This window comes from Klebsiella sp. Q11 (genome assembly GCF_964241505.1).
Lineage (GTDB): Bacteria > Pseudomonadota > Gammaproteobacteria > Enterobacterales > Enterobacteriaceae > Klebsiella > Klebsiella michiganensis.
In genome coordinates this window covers 117,941-143,782 of sequence record NZ_CAXSXW010000018.1, presented here as the reverse complement: position 1 = coordinate 143,782, position 25,842 = coordinate 117,941, and the positions used below count along the sequence as shown (strand labels likewise).

Sequence of the window (25,842 nt, the reverse complement as noted above, 5' to 3'; positions counted from 1 at the left end):
AACGGACCAGTGAAGCTTACCATAGCGCGGACATCTGAATTGAGCCACAGGCGGACATTACTATTGAGCCATTACAATACAGGTGCGCATAACAAAGATTATGTTAAATTCAATAATAAACGAAATAAAAATCAATATGTTGAGGCAGTGGCCTGCTACTTTCCCACTCCAGCAACCAGTCATGGAAGCTTTAGAAACAGAGTCCTCTCATGAGTTTGTGATGCCTTAAATCCATGGTGAGCATAGAAACCTTTGGCTTCTTCAGTAAGCGCATGAACCATTATCGCACGAACGCCAATGTTCTCAGCTACGCGATAACACCGTAGAACTGCATCGTGGAGTAAATCGGCACCAACCCCTTTTCCGTGCAATGAGACATCTACCGCCAGGCGAGCGAGTATAATCACCGGTATAGGATCTGGCATGTTACGCCGAAGACTGCCTGTAGCTTCCGTATGGTTAACGCTACCGGTGGCCAAAGAGTAAAAACCAGCTACTTTCTTCGTACCCTTCTTGCAAACAACGAACGTTCGGGCAGCGCCAAGAGCTTGATTTTTTAAACCTCTCTGTTTTAGCCATTCATCGAGGACTGTCTCTCCACTGACGAACTCAGCCAGCTGATGAGCGCTGGATAACGGCTCGGGCGCGGTTATACGTCCCACTGAGGTTTCCTTGCCAGTAGTTTATTAATGGCGGAATCATCCTCGACTGGTGCATCGAGCATATCGATGAACTCTGCATACTGTTCGTCGTTAAAATTGAAAACACGGCGATCAAGGATCACATTCTCCGCAGCCTTGCAGGCAATCTCTAGGATAAAGTCGGTTCGCGATTTATGAAGGATCTCTGCAGCGGCATCGATGAGTGCTCTCTGAGACTCTTTAGCTCTTAGGTTGAGTTGAACATCTGATTTCATACACACCTCTCCTGTATAGCAATTGGTATACAAGAATAACACAACACGAACGTATAGCAAATGCTACACATCCCAAAGTGTCGATAATGCGTTTTATGTTAAATATCAACAACTTAGCGTCAAATTACAGCTGTTCTTCTGCAATGGCCTGCTCACTATCACTGCCAGCACGGCTTCAGTCGGGATAGATGGATTCTTTTCTGGCATTAATGCCATAAAGACAAACACGTTTTTTTTCAGGCAAATGGATACCCATCAGGCGAAGAATAAAGCCGCGCCACCCCCGGTTAACCTGACGGTTATAGTCATACAGGTCTGCATTTTCTTTTTTAAGCTTTGACCATTCATGCATGAGTGTTAGTGCATCGAGCTCGGTGATGTGCTTCACTTCATCACCGATACGTACTGTGTTAATGCCTCTTCCCGTCATGATGATCCCCTCCGGCAATATCAGTTTCAGATTAACGCTGTTGTGATGATGATTTAACTACACACTAAAGGCAATCTAACGTTTAATCATACCCCTGATAATAAAGAACATCATGGTTAATGAAAACACAATCAGAAGCCAGCCAAAGGGTTTGGCATCAAAAACAGTAGTGATGCAATCATTAGTACAGGTAACCACCTTCGGGGTGACAATAGAAATTCCCCATCCAAGAATAACTACCATAGTGCCTGCTACTGCGGCTAAGAAAAAAGTGGTGAAGAATGCGCATCCGACTACCAGTAACAATCCAATCAGTTCAAATATCATATTCATGATTGCGCTCCAGGTGAGATAACTGCGAACAGACTGATGCTGGCTGTATTATTTAACATATTTCCAGACGCCTGCAGGTATTTTATCATAAAACTTCCCCATTGCCATTTCCGCCAGCCGGTGATCCACTGCGGCATTAAAATGCTCAAGTTCGTCATCCGTCAGGGAATATTTATTTTTTTCTATTATCCTTTCCAGAGTTTCCTGTGATGTACAGCGGCGTAGTCGTAAAATCCATTCCTGTTTCGTCATTAATTTATATCCTGAGGTGTCCCGGTAATATCATTCTGGAAGATGCTTTTCTTTCAGTCGGTTATGAGTGAACCATTTTGCATATGTAATGTAAACCGCAAAAGTTAAGAGTGCGGACAGACTATATATCCAGAGAACAGGCACTACGTGATGAAAACGTATCATCTGACCGGATTCATCTGCCATACTCATTAATGCATTGCTGTATGTTTCAGTCTGAATAAACTCGTAGTAAGGTACCATCACAACATGAAGAAAAAATAAATTAAGCAGATACGTCAGAGAAAACGCGTGTTCCTGCCCGTTATAGGGCGCATACTGCGCAAAGGCGAACATCCATCCTGTGAAAAGCAGAAAACACATCGCGAAATACACCACCACCCATACCGCTGTTTTCATCACTGCCCTCAGTTATATAATTTGTCTGTAACGAAAATGGCATTCAGGCGTTCAGGTCCGTGCCGTTCTGCTTAAGATAATCACTGATGCTCAGGCCGGACAAGCGAATGTTATCCGAAATCTCCCTGAACTGCTCCTCCCAGCCGTCCTGCAGCTCCCTGATTGCCGCGATCTGGAAAGCAACACTGAAAGGCGTTCTGCCCAGTTTCTCGGAAAGCCAGAACAGATGCCTGCCAATCTCTTCGTCCGGTACCGAATCGAGCGCATCACTCAGTAAGGTTTTTTCGTCTTCCTGCCAGGGATGACCGGCTCGCGGAAAACGCGGATCAGGCTGGCGGTCTTTTTTCTCCCTTTTTTCCCGTCTGGCAACGGTCGGCGCATCGCCTTTTTTCAAGCCGACGCGCGCTTTCATGGCGCCGATAGCGGCGACGGCCAGTACCAGCGTTTCACGCTCCTGGCGCGTGAGCAGGCTGTCCTCGCAAATCAGGGTGTTCAGGTTATCGATCAGCTTATTCAGCCCGGGTTCAGTGACTTTCATTTTATGCTCATATTCCTTGTGTGGTGGCTATCAGTCCCGGCTCTCATTCACCTGGACGGTGACCGGCAGGCCTGCATCAAAACAGGCCTGATACCAGCTGGCCACCTGCAGGGGATCGCCCTCTTTTATCCGGCGTATGCCGCCGGCATCCGTCAGCTGCAGGCAGGTGGTACCGTCCAGACGGATCACGTAGGCCGCTTCCCGCAGGGAGTAATGACCGTCACCCAGCTGCAGCTCCACCGCGTCACCGGCAGCCGTCTGGCGTAACGGCAGACGCCGGACGTCTGTCAGTCGTTGTCGTGCCGTTTCAGCCTCGCGTTCTGCCTGGAAGAGCGGTTCTGCAATGCCGCGACCGGCCTCCGTCAGCTCGACGGCCAGCTGCAGGTTCGGGGCGCGCAGGGTGCGCAGCCAGCCCGCGGCTTCCATGCGCCGGCAGGAGGCGCGCAGGTTCGGCCCGTACACCGGGGCATCCCCGCCCTGCTCCAGCACCCGCTCGATATCCCGCGTCGCCACCGGCCCCGGACGTTTCGCATCGAGGGCGGCCAGCACAATCAGCACCCGCCGCTGCAGCGGCGATGGTCGGCGCGCCTGAGTCATTGCTTGTCCGCCTCCGGCCAGATGAGTTGTCTGAGGCGCAGGTGATCGGCGTCTATGAGCTCTTGTCTCTTTATGGCATTCACTGAGGCATAGCCATTTATGGCCAGTTCATACCAATAGCTCAGCACGGCACCGGCCTTGGCTGACTCGCTGATGTAAATCGCGCCCTGGCTGTCCAGATTGCATTCACGGATACGCTCTTCCGCTATCCGGGTCAGCTGCTCATAGCTGAGTGAAAAATTCACTTCTTTCTCATCCATCCTGCTCGCTCCGTCTGAACATGTCCGGTTAGGTTAAAAATCATATCATGTATGATTTCTTACTAATAATTCAAATATCATATCAGATATTATTGTGTGTTTAATGCTAAATATCACATTCAGTATGATTTTATGTGTTTGGTTTGATTATCATATCCTTTGCGCGTTTCCCGCCGCGCAGATCCGGTTTCTGGCTAAGTAGGAAGCAAGGATTATCACATGCCTGTATTAGGCTCCAGAGCGTGAAAAGGCGCACAATGTGGCCTTCTTAGTACAGGAGAACATGGCAATGACAGACCAGAACAATGAAGCTCGCGATATGTGGGCCGAAGCGTTGAGTTTAATGTTTAAAGGCGATCACCAGGAAGAATTGTTCCGGATTTCAGATGATGAGATTGATGCCCTGGAGGGGTTGTCTCCGGACAGATGGCCAACGGCAGGACAGACAGACATTAACTGGGATCTGTCTGTTCCGGGGCGCAGACATTCGATTTACCTTCCTGGTCCACGGGTATTGCAGCCTGCTGACTGTGAACAAATTGATCTCAGTTCTCTGGTGCTGGGGAAAGCCTCTTTTGCTGATTTTGACCCGCTTATTAATTCCTTCTTTCGACTGACAGATTCCAGCCTCTGGGTGGAAATTACCAACCCGAAACTCGGAAAGGCCATACTGCATATCGCAAAAGGATGGCCTGTTTCACCGGTCCTGTTATCTGTGCACGAAGATGGTGGATTTCATTTCGGGGACGGGACCCATCGTTATGAGGTACTGAAGCGGTCTGGAACACCTCATTTTTATTTTCTGGCTATGCCGGATGATGTATCTGCCATTAATAAGCAACTTACGTTTCAGTGGATGAGCGACTAACGCTTTGCGTCAGCATGGCATGTCTGGCTATGCGGAAAGCAAGTGGGACGTGCCTCATGTCCTGCTGAAAATGGCAACGGAAGCCGTTCAGCTTTCAGTGTTTTGTGAAGAATCCCCTGCCACAAGGGAGGGGAAAGGTCAGAGGGTACGGATAAAATCGGGACCAATAATGGCAATGATCCGGGTACGGCTGGTCAGGCGGATGATTTTTTGCTGTCCGAGCCCCCGCAATAATTTTCTGATCTCTTTACTGCGCCGCACGTTCAGGTCGTGCATCAGCTGTGCCCGTCCGGTGAAACTCAGCAAACCATCGTGCGTGGCCAGTGCCTCGAAACGCAGATGATGACCTTCTGCCAGAAACGCAGCATGCCTTGCAGGACTGAGCCAGCTGAGAGCCTCCAGCATATCTTTCCATGCCCGACGCAACAGCTGCAGGGACGCCTGAAGACCATATACCGGGCGGTTGTAATCCGGCGCACCGGTAACCGGATCTTCCTCCTGGAATTTCCAGACTGCTTCATGGTGCGCCAGGCGGTTACGCAAGTCACGGATACGGGTAAATTTCTTTTCCAGCACGTGACGGGGGGTGCCGGCCGGGGCGCCGGGGAACACCGACGGAAGCAACTGGGGCCACAGGAGCGAGCGGTTCCGCGGTTCATCGTAGTTTTTCGTGAGAAAATTGGTCCAGAAACCAAAGTCCAGACCGGAGATCACCCGCTCTGCCGTCGGCGCCTTGCCCGCAGCACGGATACGTTTTGACACCTTACGGATACAGTCTTCTTCCCAGGCTGTCCGGTCATACACCGGTTTCCCGTGATGCATGAGCTTCTGGCCACGGGCATCGGTTTTGTAGCGCTTGTTCTGGCGTATCCAGGTCTTGTCACCGATATAGCGGGGTAAATCAAAGATCCAGTTGGTATCGGTTCGCCAGTGTCCGGCAGCGCCGGGCAGCCGGGCATGGCGAATACTGTAATCGATGGCGTTACGCAGCGTCACCTCAAGGCAGTGCATCAGCGGCTGCATGGCGGCGGAAACGGCTTTGTTCCAGTTATACCCGCCCAGTTCTTCACCAGGTTTCAGCTTCAGCACGTCAGTGTAAATGTTCAGCCGCCCGGCCGAGATATAGTCTTCCAGCTGCATACAGCCCTCCCGGGCTAAACTGAGGGTCAGGTTGACGGGCGTACCAGTAACTGGTAGATTTATCCCATCAAGGCGCGGATTTCTTCGGACCCGTGCGTTAAAGTTAGTACCGGAAAAGCCATCCCTCGGGGTGGCTTTTCTCGTTTATATCTGTCTCAGATAAGCGACCATTCAAAAGCGTCCATGCGCATTGCCTTTCGCAGTTCATTAATCATTTCCTGAAAAACAGTTTCCGGGAACATATTAAAAAGTGACCGGTGAAGCGCCTGTACCGTCTCTTCATCCCGGGACGCCCCGTTGACCAGCAGTGCGGCATACAGGGAGTTCCCCCTTGCCAGGCTGTCAATCCCTCTCAGCTGTCCGGCGCGGATCTGAAGGTATGGCATCCCCGCGAGCATAATGCGCTGCAAATCATCGTTGTTTTTTATCCCGAGAATACGGCAGAACTCCCGGTGGCCGGCCTGAGTCATCTCCAGATCATAAACATGCTCGCTCAGTACTGTTCCGGCCATCCTCGCCATTTCCTGGTCCATCAGGGCAACCAGTTCACTGGTGCGGATGAAATTGCCGATCAGATCGCCAAATGTTGCCGTCAGAAACTCCTGCACAAAATCACTCTTTGATTTGCCGGCGGCTTTAGCCTGCCGCGTGATAGCTTCATCCACATCAGCTGGCACATTACGCACCGTAATGGTGTTAAACAACTCAGAGAGGTCTTTTGATTTGGCATCTTTCATTACGGGCACCCTGTTAACGACTACTGACTGCATTCTGATATCAGCATCTCACACGCGTAAATGTGATGCAATATTTTATATCTGCATTTTTCAGGATGAATTTGATGCATAGGATAAGTTATGATTCCAGCGTCACTCTCTTCATTTTGCACAGATCCGAAAAAAGGCAAAGTCGGATCTCCAGACTGCAGCAGGGCTGTTTTGAAAAAATGCCGGAGATGGAAGCAGCGTAGTAAGCTGATTTAATGATGTAAGAATAAATCTTACATTAAGATATGGAGGGGTTATGGCTCGTACGATGACGGTGGACGTGGGTGATGAGCTGCATGAAAAGCAGGCTGAATCCAGACTTCAGGAACTGCGCGATCTGCTGGCCGAAGGGATCAGCAGCGGCGAGGCGAAACCATGGAACAAGAATGCATTCCTGAGGAATGTCAGGGCCAGGGTGGCAAATGAAAGAGATTGAGCTGACACCCAAAGCAGAAGAGGATCTGGAGGCCATCTGGGACTTCAGCTTCAGACAGATCGGGGTTGTTCAGGCGGATGCATAGATCGGTCGTATAGCTGCAGTATTTGATGTGCTGGCCATGCATGATATCGGCACGCATTGTGCAGAGCTGGGAGACGATATCTGCACACTGCCGGTAGAACCGGCATACGATCTATTTTGTATCATCACATTCTATGGTTACGGTCATTCGTATTCTCAGCCAGTCTCAGGATACGGCGCGACATGCACCCTGGAGATGACCGGGGAACAGGATTCTCAAACAATATAAGTTAATTGTGAGGTCGACATGACCAAAAAAACATTGTGTATGGACTCTTTCATTATTATTCATTTCGCTTATAAAAAAAACGCTCCCGGACGGGAGCGTAAGCCAGTGAAATCGGCGTCAAAAGAGGGTCTGACAAGTGGAGCTGCGGGTTAATTCTGGGTGATCTGGCTGCGATGCTTTTCCGCCTGTTGCTGATGAATAACGGAAGACTGGCCATTATTCGCCTTCTCATGCACAACAGCGGCTTTCTCATGCTCGCTCATTTCGGAAAATGGCTTAGCAGTTTCTTGGGTGTTCTCAGGTTTGGCTTTCATCATTTTTTTATGCATTTCAGCCATGTCCTGATGGGCGGCAGAATTGCCGTTTTGCATCATTTCATGGGACATTGCGGCCTGATCGTGACCGCTCATATCCATCATTTTCATGCTCTCCCCCTGAACTGCACTTTTTTCAGCGGATGATTGCATCTGATGGGCAGGCGCCTGGGCATTATTTACCTGGTCATGCATGTTCATTGTCTCTGCAGCCCAGGCAGATGAAGCGACAGCCATCATGGCAATAAAGGATACAAGGATCTTTTTCATGGTTGGGTCTCCGGTGTTTTCATACCCGAACAATCAATGCTTATAACAGAGAAAGCATTTGATCTCAGGGCTGGTTGATCATCACGCCAGGAGCCGGGCGATTGAATTATCACGCTGTCCTGATTTATGGCTGATTATAAAAAACCGCCTCTGTTTATCGCGTGACTGAACGATGACATTTTTGTCACCTTCCGGGTTTCTCCTGAATAACGGTATTAATCCATTAACAGACGCACACTGAACACAATTTCCCGCCCCTGCTGTTCTGCTGACAGCTCGCCGCCGTGAGCATGAATGATCGACCTTGTAATTGATAATCCCAGCCCCGCGCCTTCCGTGTTGTAGAACCTTGATGAGTCTGCGCGATAGAACCGGTCAAACAAACGTTCCAGATTAGCGGGAACCTGGCCGGACATCGTATTCGTAATCATCACGTTCACACAGTCACTGTCACGCTCAAGGTGTATCGCTGTACAGGTGTTATCGGGAGAATACTTGATTGCATTGGAAAGCAGGTTACTGAAAGCACGTCGGAGCATATCGCTGTCTCCGGCAACAACGCCCTCTCCTTCAACCGTGATTGTCTTTCCTGTTTCGTCTGCCAGGGGCTCGAACAACTCACGTAATTCATTCAGTTCGGCTGCCAGATCCACATCATGTTTATCCAGCCGCAGCAGACCATGCTCTGAACGTGCCAGAAAAAGCATGTCACTGGTCATTCGTGACAACCTTTTCAGTTCTTCCAGGTTAGCGAATAAAATTTCGCGGTAATGCGAAACATCCCTTTCCTTAGCCAGTGCAAACTGCGTCTGCATCATCAGATTACTGACTGGTGTGCGCAGCTCATGCGCGATGTCAGACGAGAAATCTGACAGTTTCCGGAATGCCCCCTCCAGGCGATCAAACATATTATTGAACTCCTGCATGGTCTCAGAGATTTCCGGCGGAGCCAGATCGGGATTTAGACGCTGATCCAGGCTGTGTACGGTCATGGAGGAAGCCAGACTGGTCATTTCCCGTAGCGGTTTCAGACCAATACGTGTGGTCAGCCAGCCCAGAAAAACAGAAATAAAGACCAGACCGATATTGAACCAGAACAGCCAGGTACTGAGTTTGTCCATAAACAGGGTGTGATACCCGGTATCCGTGGCAACCGTAATGATGACATGTTTGCTTCGACCCTGTTCCGGAACCACAGCAACCCGCCGCGAGATACTGCGATACACGGTGTTATTTTCTTCAGTCTGGATCATATAGTCGAGAACATCACCCGACTTATTCAGCAGGATCGCAGGGACAACAGAGTTTTTAGCATACAGCTCCACGATTTTTTCATTTTCCATATTTTTTATAGAAATGAATAAGCCATTGTGCCCCACCATCGCATCGTTTATTTTTTCTGATAATGACTTAATATCCGTTTTGTTCCTGAACGTCTCTGTTTTAAGAAACTCTTCGGTGAGCTGAAGTTTACCTGTCAGAAAATCGCGGTCCTGATTATCGAAATAGCCATTCAGGGTGCTAATCAGGATAAAACTTGATAACCACCATACCGTAAGCATCACCGCAGAAAAAATCAGGCTCAGGCGTGTGGTCAGGGAAATTTTGAACCTCACTCTTCTCTGATCTCCAGGACATATCCGGCACCGCGAACGGTATGGATCAGTTTTGGCTCAAAGTCATCATCAATTTTACTTCTCAGACGTCTCACGGCGACATCAATCACATTCGTATCACTGTCAAAATTCATGTTCCAGACCAGGGACGAGATAAGACTCCTGGGTAACACTTCTCCGGTGCGTTGCAGCAGCAACTCAAGCAGAACGTATTCTTTACCGGTGAGATGGATCTTCTTCCCCGAACGGATCACGGTCCGGCGCACCATATCAACGGTCATATCGGCGATGGTGCAGACTGTTGCGGCCTGCGAGCGTGCCCGGCGCAGTAGGGTTCTTACACGTGCAACCAGCTCCGTAAAATCAAAGGGCTTAATCAGGTAGTCATCTGCGCCAAGCTCCAGTCCTTTCACTTTGTCCCGCACGTTGTCCTTTGCGGTTAAAAACAGGACCGGTTCTTCGTGCCCGGACTCCCTCAGTGCGCTGATGATTTGCCACCCGTCGAGGAAAGGCAGCATCACGTCCAGTATTATCAAATCATACTGTCCCTTCGACGCGGCCCCGAGACCATCGCGGCCATTATTAAAGAGATCGGCCTGATAGCCTTCCTCAACCAGTCCCTGCTGCAGGTAACGACCTGTTTTTTGTTCGTCTTCAACGATTAAAATACGCTGCATGGTCAACTCGCTGATATGAAAGTAAAAATCTCACGCATGAGCTTTGGCTGTCCCCTAGCTGATCTGAGACGGAGCAAGCATTCCAAGCCACGCTACGGCGCCCAGAATGATAATCGCAACAACGAATTCTGTCAGGATGCTGTTTCGCATCAGGGCAACGCTGCGATCATAATTCCCTTCCCTGACCATAACTTCAAGCCGGGGACCCAGGTGAAACCGGTTTGCTGCAGCCAGAAGAAGCATCAGAACAAACAGAGCCGTCTTGGCAAGCAATATCCTCCCCCAGGAACTGTTGAATAAGGGAGTTAAGTTACCCTCAGCAATATACAGATAGTTGACCAGCGCACTCAGGATCAGGGCTACAACAATCACCGTTCCTGCCGTGGCAAATTTTGCCAGGGAGTCAGATATCACAATGACGCTCTGTGCATTATGCTCGTTTCTGCGCATCAGCAGGATAGCAAATGCAACCAGAGCACCTGTCCAGGCACCTGCAGCGCCGAGATGGGTCAGATCGCTCAGTAAATGGAGATAGTAATGCAGACCGTCATGCATAACGGCGTGTCCTCCCCAGGCAAGTGTAGCCAGCGCCACGCCCCCACTCATCGTCATCAGCAGGCAGGACAATACTCTCTTATTAGTGTAAAGGAACAAAGCACCGAGTGTGGTAAACAGGGCACAGAGCCTGACAATCCAGCTAATACCCACATCAGTTTCTTCTATCACCATCTCGATAACATGGATGGATAATTCTCTGAGGTCAGTTACTCCACTCATGGCATTAGATACCAGGAGCATATTAATGCCAGTAAGAATGATGCCTGTAACAACAGCAAAGGTTATAAACGACCTGAAATTAGTCAGGTTATAGGTTTCATGTCTGACACCGCTTATTCCATATATCTGAAAAAATGGCAATCCAAATATTACCATCAAATCCAGATAAAGAAGAAAACGAATAACAATCATAATCAGGTCGTTCATAATATTACTTCACTGTAAAGGTGTAATTACCGGTAATAGGGTGCGTATCTGAAGAAACCGCGCGCCAGTCAACACGATAAGTGCCAGCGGGTAAAGGTTCTCGCGGAATAATGACCATCGATTTAGGGTCAGCGCCTGGCGCCACTTTTGCCGCGACCGGCATCGGAGAATGTGATGACATGCCTTTCATACCCGTCATCGTTAATTTTGCACCTGAGAATTTCACGGTCAGATTTTCCGAGAAATTAAGCTGAATCTTTTCCGGGGCCGCTACGGCTGAATCAGCCTGTGGCACAGAGCTTTTTAATTCCGGATGGGCCATAGCAGAGAAAGCAACGCCCATAACGAGGCCACCTGTAAGAATGGCTTTATTTAAAATCGACATTTTATTTACCTGTTTAGTTGAGTGTTTTATATCAGTGCGTTAAAACCAGATTCTGGCTCCCGCCAGGAATACTACCTGATGGTCTTTCTCACCTTCTCTTTTCGCCATATCGGATGTTTTCCCGTAAAGTTGATTCCAGGAAACGCCTATATAGGGTGCAAACTCACGGCGTATTTCATAGCGCAGCCGGAGCCCCAGCTCTGTGTCAGTCAGTCCCCTGCCGCGACCCCGCGATTCATCATCCTGACTGTAGAAATTCACCTCATAGGATGGCTGGAGTATGAGCCGGTTAGTCAGTAAAACGTCGTATTCTCCTCCCAGACGAAGGGCTGCTTTTCCGCCATTACTGACAAAACCCGTAATTTCAGACTCAAAATTATAGAGTGCCAGCCCCTGAAAACCGACAGCAGCCCAGGTCCGGGCAGAAGCAGGTCTGAAATCCTGCCTGACACCCGCAACCAAATCCCACCATGGGCCAACCGCATGTCCCCAGAGTAACTGCGCTTCAGCCGCCTCCGTTTCCCCATTGCTTCGTTCACCTTCACTCTTTAGCCAAATCCGATCTGTGTCGCCTCCAATCCAGCTGTTAACACTCCAGCTGAAATTGTTGGTGTTATCCGACCGTTGCCATTCCAGTTGATCCAGCAGAACCAGATAATTAATTGCACTGTCGTGAATCGCATGCCCCTGTAAATTGCCGAATGCAGCCTTCCGGTCGGCATCGGTAACAGGCGGAATTGGCGTTCTGCTCTCAGTTACAATGGGCTCCATTGACGTCATCTCAGTGAAATTCTCATCTGCTGGCATCTGCATGGCAGACATGTCGTGCCCGGCGTGGGGATCTGCAGAGACGGAGCCCGCCGCAATAGAAAGCTGTGAGGTAAACAAACCGGCGACCAGAACAGGTATGGCCTTCAAATTTCTCTTCATTCGCATCATTCCTCCACCCGGACTTCACGAAACATTCCCATTTCCATGTGATAGAGCAAATGGCAGTGATACGCCCAGCGGCCAAGCGCATCTGCTGTCACTCTGTAACTGCGTTTTGTACCAGGGGGAACATCTATTGTGTGTTTACGAACCATGAAATTACCGTTTTCATCTTCCAGATCGCTCCACATACCATGCAGGTGAATGGGGTGAGTCATCATGGTATCGTTGATCAGCGTGATCCTGAGCCGCTCACCGTATTTCAGCAGCACCGGTGCGGCATCTGAAAACTTGATTCCGTTAAATGACCAGGCAAACTTTTCCATGTGGCCGGTTAAATGCAGTTCTATGGTACGGCCAGGTTCACGTCCGTCAGGATCCTCAAAGCGGCTTTTCAAATCCGCGTACGTGAGAACCTTTCTTCCGTTATTTCGAAGACCAATACCCGGATCATTTAATTTCGGAGAGACGCTCATCGCCTGCATATCAACCAGTGGGTTATCCGTTTCTGACGCAGGATGACTTTGCATACCCGGCATTCCGGCCATCCGGGAATGATCCATACCGGCCATGCTGCTGTGATCCATGGGCGCGGAGGATGTCCCGCTATCCGGAAGGTCAGCACCGTCCATAGACATCATCTCTCCGCTGTTATCCATGCCTCCCATCTGGCTGTGGTCCATTCCTGCCATATCATGTCCCATTCCCCCCATACCCATATCTTCCATGGTCAACAGAGGACGGGGATCGAGGGGGGGAACGGCAGCACTTAACCCCTCTCTCGTGGCCAGTGTCCCTCGAGCGTAACCGGTCCTGTCCATGGATTGTGCGAAGATGGTATAGGCCTCACCCTGAGGCTCCACAATGACATCATAGGTTTCGGCAACGGCAATCCTGAATTCGTCAACGGTAACCGGGTTTACATACTGGCCATCTGCAGCCACGACCGTCATTTTCAGCCCGGGGATACGGATATCGAAATAGGTCATTGCCGAGCCGTTGATAAACCGTAAGCGTATCTTTTCACCGGGACGGAACAGTCCGGTCCAGTTTTTCAGCGGGGCCTGCCCGTTCATGAGATAGGTGTAGGTGTAGCCACTGACATCCGCGAGGTCAGTCGGATTCATTTTCATTTCAGCCCACATTTTCCGATCGGCAATGGTGGCTGACAGCCCCCTGGTATTCACGTCGCGGAAAAAAGAGCCAACGGTTGGTTTATTGAAATTGTAGTAATCCGACTGTTTTTTTAATTTTTTCAGCAGGCTGTGAGGATTTTCATCGGTCCAGTCAGACAACATGACCACATGCTCACGATCGTAAGCAAACGGTTCTGGCTCCCTGGCATCGATGATAATGGCACCGTATACCCCCTCCTGTTCCTGCAGACCGGAATGGCTGTGGTACCAGTAAGTCCCGTTCTGCTTAACCTTAAAGGTGTAAACGTAGGTATCATCAGGCTCGATGCCCATAAAACTCAGCCCCGGAACACCATCCATATTGGCCGGAAGAATAATGCCGTGCCAGTGAATGGACGTCTGTTCATTAAGACGGTTTTTGACCTTCAGGGTAATGGTGTCACCTTCTTTCCAGCGAAGAACGGGCCCCGGCAGGCCTCCATTGATTGTTTTGGCCTGACGCTCACTGCCCGTGATATTGACGGCCGTTTCACCAATGGTCAGGTCAAACTGAGTACCCTGCAGGGATGCGGCAACTGGCAGGCTCAGACTGGAACGCGCATTGAAACTCCATACGCCAAGACTTCCGGCTACGCCAGAGAGGGTTAACCCCTTCAGGAAAGTTCGTCGAGACGTTTTCAACAGCATGCGCATTCCCTTATTTAAAGTATGGTTACTGACAGAATTCGAGAACCGATTTAAATTAAATTACTGGTTCATCCACTTACAATGAAATGAATCTAGCACACCTTAAGAAACAAATTAATTACAATCGTGTAATGTACATAGCTGTATTACATTTACGTCATCTTCCCCACAGGTTGATTATTTTTATATATGATCATAAGGACATCTTTTATGTACCTCAGAAGGTAATTACACATGAATATATTAATCACGACCACTGCGTTTACAGCTTTATTTTGTGGGGCAGCTTTTGCTCAGTCCAGTGATATTGCCCATGAAGCACATCGATTTGTTAATAATGCCTCAGCCGTCAGTCATGTGAACTCCTCGATGCATGAAAACTTACCGGACAGGGTTAATAAAAACAACACGCCCTCATTCTCTGAAATGAATGAACATGAAAGGGCCATTGTTGCGCATTCATTTATGAACAACAGCGCGTCCTATGCGCATCAGAAAATGATTGAGGAACATAAAAAAATGCTGTCCGGCAGTGATGCAAATTCAAAGACCTCGTCTTCTTCTTTTAACGAACTGAATGCCGGAGAAAAAGCCGCTCTCGTGCATGAGCAGGTCAATAATGCCGGTGCGGAAGCACATCAGACGCAGGCAAGAAAGCTTCGCGGGCTGTATTCGACCAGGTAACTGCAGGCGGGTTAGTGCTTAGCGTCAGGTGCGCAGCAGGGCTTTACTGACGGGTTACGTAGCAGGACATGAGCCCCATATTGCTCTGCCGTAACCTGTTTCAGTCCCGTTAATCATCACCGTCGGGCTGGTCATACAGTTCCCAGAGCTTCAGGAGCAAACGGGAAACAAGATATGTTACAAAAATGACGACCATCAACGGTGCTCCCGATTAACTGACAGATGACACGCCTCCTGAAAACCCCTAGCATACGCCGCAGTGTTCATGCTAACGGCGAATTCCAGTAAATGTATTCTACCGATGTCGTAAAAGAAAATGCCTACCTTTCAGCCACCCGCTCGGGGCTGGAATCGAACGAGATCGCTACTCTTCAGCGCTCCTTGCCTTCCCGGTTTAATCTGCGGCATTTGAAAAAAAATGAATCATTAAAACTCGTACTGCAAAAGAAAGCGGGAAAATCACGTGTCGTGGCCTATAAATTTACGTCCGGTTCATTTAATTACACGGCGTATCGTATATCAGATAAAAAGTTCTATAACCTTTCCGATACTTCCGGGAAAGGCAGTCTCGATTATCCGTTACCGGCCACAGCAAGACTCAGTTCGCCTTTCAATCCTGCAAGACTTAACCCGGTATCGGGAAAAGTGAGTCCCCATAATGGCATTGATTATTCCATGCCCATGAACACGAAAATAGTCAGCGTCATCGACGGAAAAATCACCCGGGCCGAATACAACAGTACCATGGGATATTTTGTTGAAGTAACGGGAAAAGCCGGTGTTAAAACTCGCTATCTCCACCTCAATAAAATACTCGTTACTAAAGGGGCCAGGGTTACCCGGGGAGACGCTATTGCGTTATCCGGTAACAGCGGACGTTCATCCGGTCCTCATCTGCATTACGAGCTGGTCATCAATAACAATCCTGTTAACTCACTGGCGTTCCGGGCAGCGGCACCCGCTGATAACAAACTTGAACAGCATGCCTTTGCGCATGCCAGAGACTACGAACGATACCTGGACTGATAACGGGGCCGCGACGCGGCCCCGTCTGCCGGATTAATTTTTTTTATCGTTTTCACTTCCTTGATGTTGATGATCTCCATGCCCTCCGTGGCCGTGGAAAAGATGCATGAGCGGGCAGACCAGCAATAACAGATATGGCCAGTAACCTGCCACATGTGACCAGTGTTCGCGCAGGAGGGCAAATGCCGCGATCGCGGCGACAGCAATAAGCGCATAGGTGGTACTTTTCATACTGGACTCCTTCTGTTCGTAACAGCCCCTTCACTCAGTGTTATTTCCCGAGCCTGACACTTTTCAGACGCAACGCATTCACAATGACGCTGACGGAGGAAAGAGCCATGGCCGCCGCCGCAATAACTGGCGACAGCAGTATTCCATACACAGGATAAAGCAGACCTGCAGCCACAGGCACGCCAAGTGCGTTGTAGATAAATGCAAAAAACAGATTCTGTCGGATATTTTTCATGGTGATTTCTGACAGATGACGGGCCCTGTTCAGTATCATCAAGTCGCCTTTGAGAAGGGTGACTCCGGCACTTTCAATTGCCACATCTGTACCCGTTCCCATGGCTATACCCACGTCAGCCGCTGCCAGCGCCGGGGCATCATTCACACCGTCTCCGGCCATCGCAACCACATGGCCAGACGCTTTCAGTCGGGTTATCACTGCTTTTTTGCCATCCGGCAGAATCCCGGCTTCAACCTCATCTATTCCCAGTTTCCGTGCGACTGCTTCAGCGGTAAGCTGGTTATCCCCGGTGAGCATAACGATGCGGATCCCCGCCTGACGCAAAGCTTTAAGCGCATCCGGCGTGGTTGCTTTCACGGGATCCGAGATAGCTATCAGGCCTGCAAGGTGCCCGTCTGTGGCCACATAGATAACGGTAGCACCTTCCATCCGCAACGTATCCGCAACGGCCTTTTGATTATCAATAACGATACTGTTTTCCTGCATAGCCAGTTCATTACCAATAACAACCCGTTGACCTTCGACATCGCCTGAGACACCTTTACCCGACGGCGCATTGAAATGAGTGACTGCGGGTATTGCGATCCCCTTTTCCTGTGCTGCTTTAACTACTGCCATACCCAGCGGATGCTGCGAGCCTTTTTCCACTGCGGCCGTTACACGCAAAAGAGATGTTTCCCCACCCGGATTGAGACTGATAATCCCTGTCACCGTCGGCGAACCTTCCGTGAGCGTGCCTGTTTTGTCGACAACCAGCGTGTCCACTTTTTCAAGACGCTCAAGGGCTTCGGCATTCTTAATTAACACCCCGGCCTGGGCTCCTTTGCCCACCCCCACCATTATCGACATCGGCGTGGCCAGCCCCAGCGCGCAGGGACAGGCAATAATCAGGACCGACACAGCCGCAATGAGACCGTGCGCCATCCTGGGCTCGGGCCCCCAGACAGACCAGATCATGAAAGCAACAACCGCGATAAGTATCACCAGAGGAACAAACCAGCCTGAAACGCTGTCAGCCATTCTCTGGATGGGGGCCCGCGAACGCTGTGCATCAGCGACCATCTGAACAATTCGTGAGAGCATCGTTTCATCACCGACTTTCTCTGCACGGATGATAAGACTACCTGTCTGATTAATCGTCCCCCCAATGACGGGTTCACCCTCCGTTTTGGTAACCGGCATAGATTCCCCGGTCACCATCGATTCATCAACGGTTGTTTTGCCTTCGATCACAATACCGTCGACCGGAATACTCTCTCCTGGTCTGATGCGGAGCTTATCGCCAGGCAGAACATCTTCCGCATTAATATCCGTTTCATGACCGTCATGATCCAGCCGCCTGGCGGTTTTGGGGGCAAGATTCAGTAGTGCAGTAATGGCACCTGAGGTTTGTTCCCGTGCCCGCAGCTCAAGAACCTGTCCCAGCAGAACAAGCACCGTAATAACTGCTGCGGCTTCAAAATAAACGGCCACCAGGCCATCCATGTTTCTGAACGATGCAGGAAACCAGGAGGGGAAGACGGTTGCAATGACGCTGTACACCCAGGCTACGCCGGTGCCCATTGCAACAAGGGTAAACATATTCAGGGAGCGGTTACGTAACGACATTCCGGCCCGGGCGAAGAATGGCCAGCCACACCACAACACGACAGGAGAGGCCAGAAGCAGCTGCAGCCATGTGTTGTACTGTGGCGGTACTGTATTCCTCAAGGCGGGAAACAGATGAGATCCCATTTCGAGTACCAGAACCGGAAACGCCAGCAACAACCCCAGCCAGAAGCGTCTTGTCATGTCGCGAAGTTCATCACTTGGCCCCGTGGATGCCGTAGCTACGAGCGGCTCCAGTGCCATTCCACAGACAGGACAGCTTCCGGGACCACTGCGGCGTATCTCCGGGTGCATCGGACATGTCCACACACCTTCAGAATTCTCTTTCTCCGCCTGGTGGTGAGGCTGTTTTATCTGATCAGGGCTGACTTCGTGATGATCGTGGTGATGGTGATGGTGATGGGAATGTTCACTGGCATCTTCGGTAAGATAACGATCGGGATGGGCTTTAAATTTACTCTCACAGCTGGCGGAGCAGAAATAAAGTTGATGGTCCTGGTATCGAATGCTGCTGTGCGCCCTGTCGGGCAGGATGGCCATCCCGCACACGGGATCTCTCACCTTATGCAATACGTGGCTCTCGTCCGGGGATAATGTCTGCTCAGAAGCAGTCTGGTTGTTGTGTTGCACTGCATTGTCATTTTTCACAGTAACTCTCCTTATGCATAACGAAGCATCTTCTGTCTTCAGGGTATGTCATGGATGCGATTACCACGAATGCCGCCGGCATAAGAGTGCCTGCTGCCGGCGTCCCGTTATCAGCCGTTCCGCTGACTATTCGATTCGCTGGAAGACTTTTTTACTTCCATCCGGTGAGAATGCGATAACATCGTAAGCCTCTTTTCGGGCTCCCATCTCCATTCCAGGACTTCCTGCTGGCATACCGGGGGTGGCGAGACCGTATATACCTGAACCAGACTGCATTGCCTTATGTATCGTTGTCGCAGGCACATGGCCTTCAATGATCAAATTACCGGCAACCGCGGTATGACAACTTCGCAGTCCTGCAGGAACAGCATGCTTTTCTTTCAGGGCTGACAGCGCCTGATCATTCATGACGTGAGTTCGTACTTCAAACCCGTCTTTTTCCATCGCTTTGCCCCACAGGGAACAACAGCCACAGTTTTCAGATTTGTACATATCAATCACTTTTTCACTCGCCATCGCGGGCAGTGAAAGGCCGAGAGCCAGCGCCATCAGAACCACTTTTTTCATACTCACCTCTGTATATTATCGATTTAAACCCTGACGTCAGGGTGAATCAGTAAAGAAGGACACCCACAGGGGGTGCCCTTTCAGGTTCAGGACACGCTTTTTTTATGTCTGCGCAGCCAGATTAATTTGTAGGCGGCAGGAATAATGAACAGGGACAGCAGCGGAGCCGTGATCATCCCACCAATCATGGGTGCCGCGATACGGCTCATGACTTCTGAACCTGCACCGGTTCCCCAGAGTATTGGCAGCAGACCCGCAATGATCACCGCCACGGTCATGGCTTTCGGCCGGACACGCAGTACGGCACCATGATAGAGGGCTTCATCAAGGCCTTCCGGTGTGAACGTCTCTTTACGGGACAATTCCGGGTGCGCTTCAATGGCATGACGCAGATACATCAGCATGACCACGCCAAACTCTGCTGCCACCCCGGCCAGGGCGATAAATCCGGTTCCGGTCGCCACAGACATATGGAAGCCCTGCCAGTACAGGAACCATATCCCGCCAATCAACGCAAACGGCAGACTCATCAGGATCAGCAGGGCTTCGTCAACACGGCGAAATGCCAGATATAACAGGATGAAAATGATCATCACCGTCATCGGTACCATCAGTTTTAATTTCTTGCTGGCGTGCTCGAGTAATTCAAACTGTCCTGAGAATGCCACACTGGTCCCCGGTCTCAGTTTCACTTTCTCGCTGATGACCGTCTTAATATCGTTAACCACTGACACCATGTCCCTGCCGCGGGCATCAACATAAATCCAGCTGGCTGGCCGGGCATTTTCGGTTTTCAGCATGGTTGGTCCGGAAACGACTTTAATATCGGCAACATCGCCCAGTGTGATCTGCTGCTTCATCGGGGTCAGGATCGGCATCTGTTTCAGCGCCTGCGGACTGTTGCGGTAATCCTGTGGGTAACGAATGTTAATAGGGTACCGGGCCACGCCTTCCACCGTTTCCCCTACCGTCGCACCGCCGATGGCTGATGAGACGAACAGCTGGACATCACCTACTGTCATCCCGTACCGGGAAGCTTTTTCCCGGTTAATGTCCACATCAATGTAACGTCCACCTTCCAGTCGCTCAGCCAGGACAGACACCACACCCGGTACCGTTTTGGTTACCGCCTCGATACTCTGCGCCGTCGCGTCGATATCCGACAGAACAGTCCCGGACACTTTGATACCTATCGGGCTTTTGATCCCGGTTGAGAGCATATCAATACGGTTACGGATTGGCGGCACCCAGAGGTTTGCCAGACCCGGTAAACGGACTGTCCTGTCGAGTTCATCAATAATCTTGTCAATTGTCATGCCGGGACGCCACTGATCCTCAGGTTTGAGCTGGATCGTGGTTTCCACCATTTCGAGCGGCGCGGAATCCGTTGCGGTCTCTGCTTTACCGGTCTTGCCAAATACAGAAGCCACTTCAGGAACGCTTTTGATTAACTTGTCTGTTGTCTGCAGGAGCGCTGCAGCTTCTGCCGGAGAGACGCCAGGCAAGGTCGACGGCATATACAGCAGATCGCCCTCGTTAATCTTCGGCAGAAATTCACCGCCCACCTGACTCAGTGGCCAGATAACCGTGAAAATGGACAAGGCCGCAACCAGCAGGGTTGTTTTTGGCCAGTGGAGGACCCGCAGCAGCAAAGGATGATACGCTTTGATCAGCACCCGGTTCAGGGGGTTACTTGTCTCGGCAGGAATTTTCCCCCGGATCCAGAATCCCATCAGAATAGGAATGACGATGATGGCCAGTGCGGCCGCTCCCGCCATGGAGTACGTTTTCGTGAATGCCAGCGGGCCAAACAGACGACCTTCCTGCCCTTCCAGGGTAAAGATAGGAATAAAGGACAGGGTGATGATCAGCAGGCTAATGAACAACGCGGGTCCCACTTCCACGGAGGCGTCGGTAATCACCTTCCAGCGGGTGGCGTTGTCAATCTGCTCACCCGGATGCTGATGATCCCACTCCTCAAGCCGTTTGTGCGCATTTTCAATCATCACAATGGCGGCATCCACCATCGCACCGACGGCAATCGCTATCCCTCCCAGCGACATGATATTGGCGTTCAGTCCCTGGAAGTGCATGACGATAAAGGCGATACACAGGCCAAGCGGCAGAGAGATAATCGCCACCAGGGCAGAACGTACGTGCCACAGGAACAGAGCACAGACGATGGCCACCACGATAAACTCTTCCAGAAGTTTGGAACTGAGGTTATCAATCGCCCGGTCGATTAACTGGCTGCGATCGTAGGTGGTCACGATTTCAACGCCTTCCGGCAGGCTGGCCTTCAGCGTCTCCAGTTTATCCCTCACTGCCGTGATAACGTCGCGCGCATTTTTACCCGACCGCAGGATCACCACGCCGCCAGCGACTTCTCCCTGGCCGTTCAGCTCGGCAATACCACGCCTCATTTCGGGCCCGGTCTGCACGCGGGCAACATCCCGCAGATAAACCGGCACGCCGTTCTCACCTGTTTTCAGGACGATGTTATTAAAATCATCAATGCTCTGAAGATAACCGCTGGCACGGACCATATACTCCGCTTCGGCCATTTCAACGGATGAGCCACCGGCCTCCTGGTTAGACGATTCAAGTGCCTGTTTCACTTCGGGCAGGCTGATACCGTACTGGGACAGTTTTACCGGATTGACCTGAATCTGGTACTGTTTCACCACGCCGCCAACCGAAGCGACCTCAGCCACGTTCGGGATGGTTTTCAGCTCAAATTTCAGGAACCAGTCCTGCAGAGAGCGCAGTTCTGAAAGGTCGTGTTTTCCGTTGCGATCGACAAGGGCATATTCAAATATCCAGCCCACTCCCGTGGCGTCCGGGCCGATTTCAGAGCTCACACCCGCAGGCAGTTTGCCCTGAACCTGATTCAGGTATTCCAGCACGCGCGAACGGGCCCAGTACAGATCGGTGCCGTCTTCAAAAATGACATACACATACGAATCACCGAACTGTGAAAAGCCACGCACGGTTTTTGCGCCAGGTACGGACAGCATGGTGGTGGTAAGCGGATAGGTGACCTGGTTTTCTACAATCTGCGGGGCCTGTCCGGGATAGCTGGTTTTAATAATGACCTGCACATCTGACAGGTCAGGCAGCGCATCGACCGGCGTGTTAATTATCGTCCATGTGCCCCAGATGCTGAGAAACAGTGCGCCCATCATGACCAGGAAACGGTTGGCGACAGAGCGCCGGATAATCCATTCAATCATCGTCGTCTCCTCAGTGCCCTGAATGCATATTTACAGGCTGCTCAGACATTGCTGGCATACTGTTTTCTGTTTTTTCAGGGTGGCGCATACGTTCCAGCGCGCCCGTAATATTGGCTTCGGAGTCAATGAGGAACAGGCCACTGACCACCACGGTATCGCCTTCATTCAGGCCGGAGCCAATGCCGGACTGTTGCTGTGATTCATGCAGAACGTGGATCTGTTTCGGCACAAACTTGCCTTCATCATCAACAGTAATCACGCGCTGTTCTTTGCCGGTATCGATAACGGCCTGGCTTGGTATCAGCAGCATCTCCTGGCTCTTGGTATTCAGTTTCAGATAGGCATTCATGCCCGGCTTGAGAAACTCATCCTTATTAGAAACCTGGAGACGGACCTGAAGCGTACGGGTTGTCTGATCCACGCTGGGAAGAATGTTCCATTTTTCGACATGGAATGTTTTATCCGGATAAGCCGGTACCGAAATTTCAAACTGCGACGTATCTTTCAGCAGATATGCGATAGATTCTGGCACTGCAGCGCTGATCCAGACCGGGTCCATCCCCTGAATCTGAGCCACTACTTTATCTTTCGAAATATTCATGCCGGTGCGCAGGTCAAACGCAGTAATGACACCATCAATAGGTGCTTTAATGGTAAAACGGGTCTGGATTGTGCGGGTTGAACGCAGCCTTTGAATATCCTCTTCCGGCATACCAGCTAGACGAAGTCGCTCCAGAACCCCTTTTATCTGGGTTGACGTACCGCCTGTACCGGATAACAGCAGGAACTCACTTTGTGCCTCAACCCATTCAGGAATGGTGATATCGATAAGCGGAGTGCCTTTCTTCACATGATCGCCAATCGTCAGGGGATACACTTTTTCGACGAAACCGTCAGAGCGCGCCTGCACAATGACAAACTGATACTCGTTGTAACTGACATTAGCCGGGATTGTCTGAGAATAATTCAGCATTCCTCGCGTGACTTTTTGCGTTTTTAATCCCAGATTCTGAACCTGCGTTGGATCGATACGGATCCCGCCACTGCTTTTATCGCCGCTTTCATCAGCATATTTTGGCATCAGGTCCATATCCATAAAGGGAGATTTTCCGGGTTTATCAAATTTGGTATCCGGTTTCATCGGGTCATACCAGAAAAGTACCTTTCGCTCCGGTGCCTTTTGTTCGGTTTGTACTGTTTTTTGTGATGAGTTTACATACTGCCAGGCAGTAACCGATATCAGCCCTCCTGCTATGAGGCTGCTGATAATTATTGCAGCATATTTTATCTTTAAAGAAGCCATACAATTTCTCGCTGAAAAATCAAAACACCTGGCATATGCGCCCGATCATTCATTCACAGTAATCCCTTAATGAATGTTCAGGCGCACTGGATGTATTCGCTCCGGACTGATAATCAGGATTGCGTAACGTTAATGCTTTTGAGTAAGGAGATATTGCCCTGCTGAATAAACGAGAAATCGACATGGTTGCCGGTTTTCAGGGCATTGATAGCGTCGTCTGCATTAACAAAAGTGAAGCGCATGGTCATTGCAGGCCAGCCCACAGCAGGGATTGCTTCGTGCGAAATGGTAATCTTTTTACTATTCATATCAATGTCTTTAACGACACCGGTGCCCTTGATAACCTGCTGTACCGAAGCATCACTGGCAGCATTCATATCGCCATGCTGATGTGTTTCAGCATGAAGACCGGCAGAAAACATGACAGAGAAGGCACCAAATAAAACGGCTTTAAGTGAATTACGCATTTTTAATTTCCTGATTAATTAAATAAATTTACTCTACCCAACCGCCACCCAGCGCGGTAAACAGATTAATTTCGTTAACCTGTCGGGAATAGGTAAGATCGAGAATGGTTTGCTGCGTAGCGAAGAGGGAACGTTCTGCATCCAGCACTTCGATGTAACTGACAGCACCACTTGCATATAATCCTCTGGCACGCTGGAGAGTTATCTGAAGTGAATCAAGATAACGCTGCTGTGACTCAAGTTGCTGGCTAAGGCTGTCGCGCAGCGCAAGCGTGTCGGAAACATCCTTAAAGGCTGACTGAATTTTTTGTTCGTAATTAACCACCGATTGTTGCTGGCGAATTTCAGCCAGCTTCAGATTGGCTTTATTCCTGCCAGCATTAAATATAGGAATTTCAATTTTAGGGATAAAATTCCACATTCCACTTCCTGACGTAAACAGGCTTGACAGCTCCGTACTGCTTGCGGAAAGACCACTGGTCAGGGTAATGGAGGGGAAAAAGGCCGCTCGCGCTGCGCCAATATTGGCATCAGCCGCTTTCAGCTGATATTCCGCTTCCATAATATCCGGTCGCTGCAGCAAAATTTGTGAAGATAGATTTGGTGGCAATTTTACTGGTGCGATCTCCCCGCCTTTCATCCCTTTTTCTGACGGCAGTGCGCGGTACGTTCCCAGCACCAGTTGCAGGGCATTGTTTGCCTGAGCCAGATCGCCTTCTCGTTTGGCTATTTCGGCGCGGGTACTTTCGATTTGTCCTCTCGCCTGTTCAAGTGCCAGAACGTTCGTACTCCCGGTCACGAGCTGTTGCTCAACGAAAGCATAGGACTGTTCATAATTTTTCAGCGTTTCCCGCGCAATACGGAGTTGTTCGTACGCCAGTTGCTGGCTGAAATAGCTTTGTGAAACGCTGGAGACCAGCAGGATATGTACAGCCCGACGGGCTTCTTCGCTGGCAAAGTAGTTCTGGCGATCAGCGTCACTCATGTTCTTGAGCTTGCCGAAAAAATCGAGCTCATAGCGGAGTTCCAGACCCGCGTCGTACTTCTGTGTGGTCGGCTTGTCGCCTTTCAGACCACCGCTGTAGGTGATCCCGGATGAGGCATTCAGCTGGGGATAACGATCTGCATCCGTGACGTTGAACTGGGCCCGGGCCTCTTCAACCTTCAGGGCAGCCATTCTCAAATTACGGTTATTAGCAAGGGCTTCCCCGATCAGCCGGGTAACCTGGGGATCGACAAAAAAGTTACGCCAGCCCGTATCCTGATAACCATTCACTGCTGGCGTCAGGCTGTTTCGGGACAGTGAAAACTGCTGGGGTACCGGTGCTGCCGGGCGCTGATATTCAGGTGCCAGAGAGACACAACCAGCCAGGATGAATATCGTGCTGATGCTGAGTAATTTTAATTTGAACATAACGCTTCTCGTCCAGGCAGACCTGGTAAATGGTTCAAATGAAGTCCAGAGTATTGATAGGGGTACTTTACCTAACGCTCTCTGTTTGCCGAGTGACAGGATAATGACAATGTTGTCATTTTTGCTGTAATCCGTTGATAACGATCGTGGGCGCAATAGAATGACATTAGCAGCC

30 protein-coding genes and 1 pseudogene are annotated in these 25,842 nt (G+C 50.3%); 6 read left to right on the top strand and 25 right to left on the bottom strand.

Going from position 1 to position 25,842, the window contains the following annotated elements; all coding sequences use genetic code 11:
• Nucleotides 1-179: 179 nt before the first annotated feature.
• The 9 genes from ACESQ2_RS24695 to ACESQ2_RS24655 form a co-directional block, all read right to left on the bottom strand.
• Complete coding sequence (locus ACESQ2_RS24695) at nucleotides 180-662, bottom strand: GNAT family N-acetyltransferase (RefSeq protein WP_004098919.1); 483 nt, start codon at nucleotides 660-662, stop codon at nucleotides 180-182.
• A complete protein-coding gene (locus ACESQ2_RS24690; RefSeq protein ID WP_004098921.1) occupies nucleotides 650-916 on the bottom strand; it encodes a DUF1778 domain-containing protein in 267 nt (88 codons plus the stop codon). Before ACESQ2_RS24690 ends, ACESQ2_RS24695 begins: the two co-directional genes overlap by 13 nt.
• Nucleotides 917-1,091: 175 nt before the next feature.
• The gene (locus tag ACESQ2_RS24685; protein ID WP_049078423.1) at nucleotides 1,092-1,346 is read right to left on the bottom strand and encodes a hypothetical protein; all 255 of its coding nucleotides are present in this window, start codon (nucleotides 1,344-1,346) and stop codon (nucleotides 1,092-1,094) included.
• A gap of 75 nt (nucleotides 1,347-1,421) precedes the next feature.
• A complete protein-coding gene (locus ACESQ2_RS24680; protein WP_004098928.1) occupies nucleotides 1,422-1,679 on the bottom strand; it encodes a hypothetical protein in 258 nt (85 codons plus the stop codon).
• Between the two features lie 48 nt (nucleotides 1,680-1,727).
• On the bottom strand, nucleotides 1,728-1,931 hold the full coding sequence (locus ACESQ2_RS24675; protein ID WP_004098931.1) for an HHA domain-containing protein: 204 nt from the start codon (nucleotides 1,929-1,931) through the stop codon (nucleotides 1,728-1,730).
• Nucleotides 1,932-1,961: 30 nt separating this feature from the next.
• Nucleotides 1,962-2,330 carry a hypothetical protein gene (locus ACESQ2_RS24670; protein ID WP_042946273.1) on the bottom strand — a complete coding sequence of 123 codons (369 nt, stop codon included), beginning with the start codon at nucleotides 2,328-2,330 and terminating at the stop codon, nucleotides 1,962-1,964.
• Between the two features lie 43 nt (nucleotides 2,331-2,373).
• Entirely contained in the window at nucleotides 2,374-2,868 is a 495-nt protein-coding gene (locus ACESQ2_RS24665; protein WP_013023776.1) for a hypothetical protein, read from the bottom strand.
• 30 nt (nucleotides 2,869-2,898) lie between these two features.
• Nucleotides 2,899-3,465: a hypothetical protein gene (locus ACESQ2_RS24660; RefSeq protein ID WP_063858698.1), complete on the bottom strand. Its 567-nt coding sequence runs from the start codon at nucleotides 3,463-3,465 to the stop codon at nucleotides 2,899-2,901.
• Nucleotides 3,462-3,725 (bottom strand): hypothetical protein, encoded by a 264-nt coding sequence (locus ACESQ2_RS24655; RefSeq protein WP_009310051.1) that lies wholly within the window; start codon nucleotides 3,723-3,725, stop codon nucleotides 3,462-3,464. Before ACESQ2_RS24655 ends, ACESQ2_RS24660 begins: the two co-directional genes overlap by 4 nt.
• A 283-nt stretch (nucleotides 3,726-4,008) precedes the next feature.
• On the opposite strand from ACESQ2_RS24655, the gene ACESQ2_RS24650 reads away from it, so the two are divergent.
• Entirely contained in the window at nucleotides 4,009-4,593 is a 585-nt protein-coding gene (locus ACESQ2_RS24650) for a hypothetical protein (RefSeq protein WP_223862240.1), read from the top strand.
• A 138-nt stretch (nucleotides 4,594-4,731) separates the two neighbouring features.
• On the opposite strand, the gene ACESQ2_RS24645 is transcribed toward ACESQ2_RS24650, so the two are convergent.
• Nucleotides 4,732-5,733 carry an Abi family protein gene (locus ACESQ2_RS24645; RefSeq protein ID WP_009654304.1) on the bottom strand — a complete coding sequence of 334 codons (1,002 nt, stop codon included), beginning with the start codon at nucleotides 5,731-5,733 and terminating at the stop codon, nucleotides 4,732-4,734.
• Between the two features lie 155 nt (nucleotides 5,734-5,888).
• Nucleotides 5,889-6,470: a hypothetical protein gene (locus tag ACESQ2_RS24640; RefSeq protein WP_009654315.1), complete on the bottom strand. Its 582-nt coding sequence runs from the start codon at nucleotides 6,468-6,470 to the stop codon at nucleotides 5,889-5,891.
• A gap of 286 nt (nucleotides 6,471-6,756) precedes the next feature.
• Here ACESQ2_RS24640 and ACESQ2_RS24635 point away from each other — a divergent pair, with 286 nt between their 5' ends.
• The 3 genes and pseudogenes from ACESQ2_RS24635 to ACESQ2_RS24625 all read left to right on the top strand — a co-directional run bounded on the left by ACESQ2_RS24635 (nucleotide 6,757) and on the right by ACESQ2_RS24625 (nucleotide 7,220).
• On the top strand, nucleotides 6,757-6,936 hold the full coding sequence (locus tag ACESQ2_RS24635; RefSeq protein WP_004118349.1) for a type II toxin-antitoxin system ParD family antitoxin: 180 nt from the start codon (nucleotides 6,757-6,759) through the stop codon (nucleotides 6,934-6,936).
• Complete coding sequence (locus ACESQ2_RS24630) at nucleotides 6,902-7,021, top strand: type II toxin-antitoxin system RelE/ParE family toxin (protein ID WP_009654306.1); 120 nt, start codon at nucleotides 6,902-6,904, stop codon at nucleotides 7,019-7,021. Before ACESQ2_RS24635 ends, ACESQ2_RS24630 begins: the two co-directional genes overlap by 35 nt.
• A gap of 36 nt (nucleotides 7,022-7,057) precedes the next feature.
• Nucleotides 7,058-7,220: pseudogene (locus ACESQ2_RS24625) on the top strand (type II toxin-antitoxin system RelE/ParE family toxin).
• Nucleotides 7,221-7,398: 178 nt separating this feature from the next.
• Here ACESQ2_RS24625 and ACESQ2_RS24620 read toward each other — a convergent pair.
• The 7 genes from ACESQ2_RS24620 to pcoA form a co-directional block, all read right to left on the bottom strand.
• Nucleotides 7,399-7,833 carry a hypothetical protein gene (locus ACESQ2_RS24620; RefSeq protein WP_004118347.1) on the bottom strand — a complete coding sequence of 145 codons (435 nt, stop codon included), beginning with the start codon at nucleotides 7,831-7,833 and terminating at the stop codon, nucleotides 7,399-7,401.
• 215 nt (nucleotides 7,834-8,048) lie between these two features.
• Nucleotides 8,049-9,449 carry a copper resistance membrane spanning protein PcoS gene (gene pcoS / locus ACESQ2_RS24615; RefSeq protein ID WP_049074533.1) on the bottom strand — a complete coding sequence of 467 codons (1,401 nt, stop codon included), beginning with the start codon at nucleotides 9,447-9,449 and terminating at the stop codon, nucleotides 8,049-8,051.
• Complete coding sequence (gene pcoR / locus ACESQ2_RS24610; RefSeq protein ID WP_001188930.1) at nucleotides 9,446-10,126, bottom strand: copper response regulator transcription factor PcoR; 681 nt, start codon at nucleotides 10,124-10,126, stop codon at nucleotides 9,446-9,448. Before pcoR ends, pcoS begins: the two co-directional genes overlap by 4 nt.
• A 54-nt stretch (nucleotides 10,127-10,180) precedes the next feature.
• Nucleotides 10,181-11,059, bottom strand: a complete 879-nt coding sequence (gene pcoD, locus ACESQ2_RS24605) for a copper resistance inner membrane protein PcoD (RefSeq protein WP_080821469.1) — start codon at nucleotides 11,057-11,059, stop codon at nucleotides 10,181-10,183.
• 55 nt (nucleotides 11,060-11,114) lie between these two features.
• Nucleotides 11,115-11,495: a copper resistance system metallochaperone PcoC gene (gene pcoC / locus ACESQ2_RS24600; protein WP_000025662.1), complete on the bottom strand. Its 381-nt coding sequence runs from the start codon at nucleotides 11,493-11,495 to the stop codon at nucleotides 11,115-11,117.
• Between the two features lie 39 nt (nucleotides 11,496-11,534).
• Nucleotides 11,535-12,425 carry a copper resistance outer membrane transporter PcoB gene (gene pcoB, locus ACESQ2_RS24595; RefSeq protein ID WP_001378118.1) on the bottom strand — a complete coding sequence of 297 codons (891 nt, stop codon included), beginning with the start codon at nucleotides 12,423-12,425 and terminating at the stop codon, nucleotides 11,535-11,537.
• 5 nt (nucleotides 12,426-12,430) lie between these two features.
• Complete coding sequence (pcoA, locus tag ACESQ2_RS24590) at nucleotides 12,431-14,248, bottom strand: multicopper oxidase PcoA (protein WP_000925242.1); 1,818 nt, start codon at nucleotides 14,246-14,248, stop codon at nucleotides 12,431-12,433.
• A 234-nt stretch (nucleotides 14,249-14,482) separates the two neighbouring features.
• Between pcoA and ACESQ2_RS24585 the strand changes: the two genes are divergently transcribed.
• Together ACESQ2_RS24585 and ACESQ2_RS24580 are read left to right on the top strand one after the other, a co-directional pair.
• Nucleotides 14,483-14,932 carry a hypothetical protein gene (locus tag ACESQ2_RS24585; protein ID WP_049074538.1) on the top strand — a complete coding sequence of 150 codons (450 nt, stop codon included), beginning with the start codon at nucleotides 14,483-14,485 and terminating at the stop codon, nucleotides 14,930-14,932.
• 288 nt (nucleotides 14,933-15,220) lie between these two features.
• Nucleotides 15,221-15,958 (top strand): peptidoglycan DD-metalloendopeptidase family protein, encoded by a 738-nt coding sequence (locus ACESQ2_RS24580; RefSeq protein ID WP_004118669.1) that lies wholly within the window; start codon nucleotides 15,221-15,223, stop codon nucleotides 15,956-15,958.
• Between the two features lie 33 nt (nucleotides 15,959-15,991).
• Here ACESQ2_RS24580 and ACESQ2_RS24575 read toward each other — a convergent pair whose 3' ends face one another.
• The 7 genes from ACESQ2_RS24575 to silC all read right to left on the bottom strand — a co-directional run bounded on the left by ACESQ2_RS24575 (nucleotide 15,992) and on the right by silC (nucleotide 25,667).
• A complete protein-coding gene (locus ACESQ2_RS24575; protein ID WP_000843497.1) occupies nucleotides 15,992-16,189 on the bottom strand; it encodes a DUF2933 domain-containing protein in 198 nt (65 codons plus the stop codon).
• 40 nt (nucleotides 16,190-16,229) lie between these two features.
• The gene (gene silP, locus ACESQ2_RS24570) at nucleotides 16,230-18,683 is read right to left on the bottom strand and encodes an Ag(+)-translocating P-type ATPase SilP (RefSeq protein WP_063858699.1); all 2,454 of its coding nucleotides are present in this window, start codon (nucleotides 18,681-18,683) and stop codon (nucleotides 16,230-16,232) included.
• Between the two features lie 126 nt (nucleotides 18,684-18,809).
• Nucleotides 18,810-19,250 (bottom strand): DUF411 domain-containing protein, encoded by a 441-nt coding sequence (locus ACESQ2_RS24565; RefSeq protein ID WP_008322815.1) that lies wholly within the window; start codon nucleotides 19,248-19,250, stop codon nucleotides 18,810-18,812.
• Between the two features lie 86 nt (nucleotides 19,251-19,336).
• Entirely contained in the window at nucleotides 19,337-22,483 is a 3,147-nt protein-coding gene (silA, locus tag ACESQ2_RS24560) for a Cu(+)/Ag(+) efflux RND transporter permease subunit SilA (RefSeq protein ID WP_049074546.1), read from the bottom strand.
• A gap of 10 nt (nucleotides 22,484-22,493) precedes the next feature.
• Nucleotides 22,494-23,786 carry a Cu(+)/Ag(+) efflux RND transporter periplasmic adaptor subunit SilB gene (gene silB / locus ACESQ2_RS24555; protein WP_049074547.1) on the bottom strand — a complete coding sequence of 431 codons (1,293 nt, stop codon included), beginning with the start codon at nucleotides 23,784-23,786 and terminating at the stop codon, nucleotides 22,494-22,496.
• Between the two features lie 113 nt (nucleotides 23,787-23,899).
• Nucleotides 23,900-24,253, bottom strand: a complete 354-nt coding sequence (gene cusF / locus ACESQ2_RS24550; RefSeq protein WP_001246153.1) for a cation efflux system protein CusF — start codon at nucleotides 24,251-24,253, stop codon at nucleotides 23,900-23,902.
• A gap of 28 nt (nucleotides 24,254-24,281) precedes the next feature.
• Nucleotides 24,282-25,667 carry a Cu(+)/Ag(+) efflux RND transporter outer membrane channel SilC gene (silC, locus tag ACESQ2_RS24545; RefSeq protein ID WP_049074549.1) on the bottom strand — a complete coding sequence of 462 codons (1,386 nt, stop codon included), beginning with the start codon at nucleotides 25,665-25,667 and terminating at the stop codon, nucleotides 24,282-24,284.
• Between the last annotated feature and the right edge of the window lie 175 nt (nucleotides 25,668-25,842).

Coding starts and splice junctions, on each gene's coding strand:
- ACESQ2_RS24690 (WP_004098921.1), bottom strand. CDS start 916: ATGAAATCAGATGTTCAACTCAACCTAAGAGCTAAAGAGTCTCAGAGA.
- ACESQ2_RS24685 (WP_049078423.1), bottom strand. CDS start 1,346: ATGACGGGAAGAGGCATTAACACAGTACGTATCGGTGATGAAGTGAAG.
- ACESQ2_RS24680 (WP_004098928.1), bottom strand. CDS start 1,679: ATGAATATGATATTTGAACTGATTGGATTGTTACTGGTAGTCGGATGC.
- ACESQ2_RS24675 (WP_004098931.1), bottom strand. CDS start 1,931: ATGACGAAACAGGAATGGATTTTACGACTACGCCGCTGTACATCACAG.
- ACESQ2_RS24670 (WP_042946273.1), bottom strand. CDS start 2,330: ATGAAAACAGCGGTATGGGTGGTGGTGTATTTCGCGATGTGTTTTCTG.
- ACESQ2_RS24665 (WP_013023776.1), bottom strand. CDS start 2,868: ATGAAAGTCACTGAACCCGGGCTGAATAAGCTGATCGATAACCTGAAC.
- ACESQ2_RS24660 (WP_063858698.1), bottom strand. CDS start 3,465: ATGACTCAGGCGCGCCGACCATCGCCGCTGCAGCGGCGGGTGCTGATT.
- ACESQ2_RS24655 (WP_009310051.1), bottom strand. CDS start 3,725: ATGGATGAGAAAGAAGTGAATTTTTCACTCAGCTATGAGCAGCTGACC.
- ACESQ2_RS24650 (WP_223862240.1), top strand. CDS start 4,009: ATGGCAATGACAGACCAGAACAATGAAGCTCGCGATATGTGGGCCGAA.
- ACESQ2_RS24645 (WP_009654304.1), bottom strand. CDS start 5,733: ATGCAGCTGGAAGACTATATCTCGGCCGGGCGGCTGAACATTTACACT.
- ACESQ2_RS24640 (WP_009654315.1), bottom strand. CDS start 6,470: ATGAAAGATGCCAAATCAAAAGACCTCTCTGAGTTGTTTAACACCATT.
- ACESQ2_RS24635 (WP_004118349.1), top strand. CDS start 6,757: ATGGCTCGTACGATGACGGTGGACGTGGGTGATGAGCTGCATGAAAAG.
- ACESQ2_RS24630 (WP_009654306.1), top strand. CDS start 6,902: ATGTCAGGGCCAGGGTGGCAAATGAAAGAGATTGAGCTGACACCCAAA.
- ACESQ2_RS24620 (WP_004118347.1), bottom strand. CDS start 7,833: ATGAAAAAGATCCTTGTATCCTTTATTGCCATGATGGCTGTCGCTTCA.
- pcoR (WP_001188930.1), bottom strand. CDS start 10,126: ATGCAGCGTATTTTAATCGTTGAAGACGAACAAAAAACAGGTCGTTAC.
- pcoD (WP_080821469.1), bottom strand. CDS start 11,059: ATGGTAATATTTGGATTGCCATTTTTTCAGATATATGGAATAAGCGGT.
- pcoC (WP_000025662.1), bottom strand. CDS start 11,495: ATGTCGATTTTAAATAAAGCCATTCTTACAGGTGGCCTCGTTATGGGC.
- pcoB (WP_001378118.1), bottom strand. CDS start 12,425: ATGAAGAGAAATTTGAAGGCCATACCTGTTCTGGTCGCCGGTTTGTTT.
- pcoA (WP_000925242.1), bottom strand. CDS start 14,248: ATGCTGTTGAAAACGTCTCGACGAACTTTCCTGAAGGGGTTAACCCTC.
- ACESQ2_RS24585 (WP_049074538.1), top strand. CDS start 14,483: ATGAATATATTAATCACGACCACTGCGTTTACAGCTTTATTTTGTGGG.
- ACESQ2_RS24580 (WP_004118669.1), top strand. CDS start 15,221: ATGTATTCTACCGATGTCGTAAAAGAAAATGCCTACCTTTCAGCCACC.
- ACESQ2_RS24575 (WP_000843497.1), bottom strand. CDS start 16,189: ATGAAAAGTACCACCTATGCGCTTATTGCTGTCGCCGCGATCGCGGCA.
- ACESQ2_RS24565 (WP_008322815.1), bottom strand. CDS start 19,250: ATGAAAAAAGTGGTTCTGATGGCGCTGGCTCTCGGCCTTTCACTGCCC.
- silA (WP_049074546.1), bottom strand. CDS start 22,483: ATGATTGAATGGATTATCCGGCGCTCTGTCGCCAACCGTTTCCTGGTC.
- silB (WP_049074547.1), bottom strand. CDS start 23,786: ATGGCTTCTTTAAAGATAAAATATGCTGCAATAATTATCAGCAGCCTC.
- cusF (WP_001246153.1), bottom strand. CDS start 24,253: ATGCGTAATTCACTTAAAGCCGTTTTATTTGGTGCCTTCTCTGTCATG.
- silC (WP_049074549.1), bottom strand. CDS start 25,667: ATGTTCAAATTAAAATTACTCAGCATCAGCACGATATTCATCCTGGCT.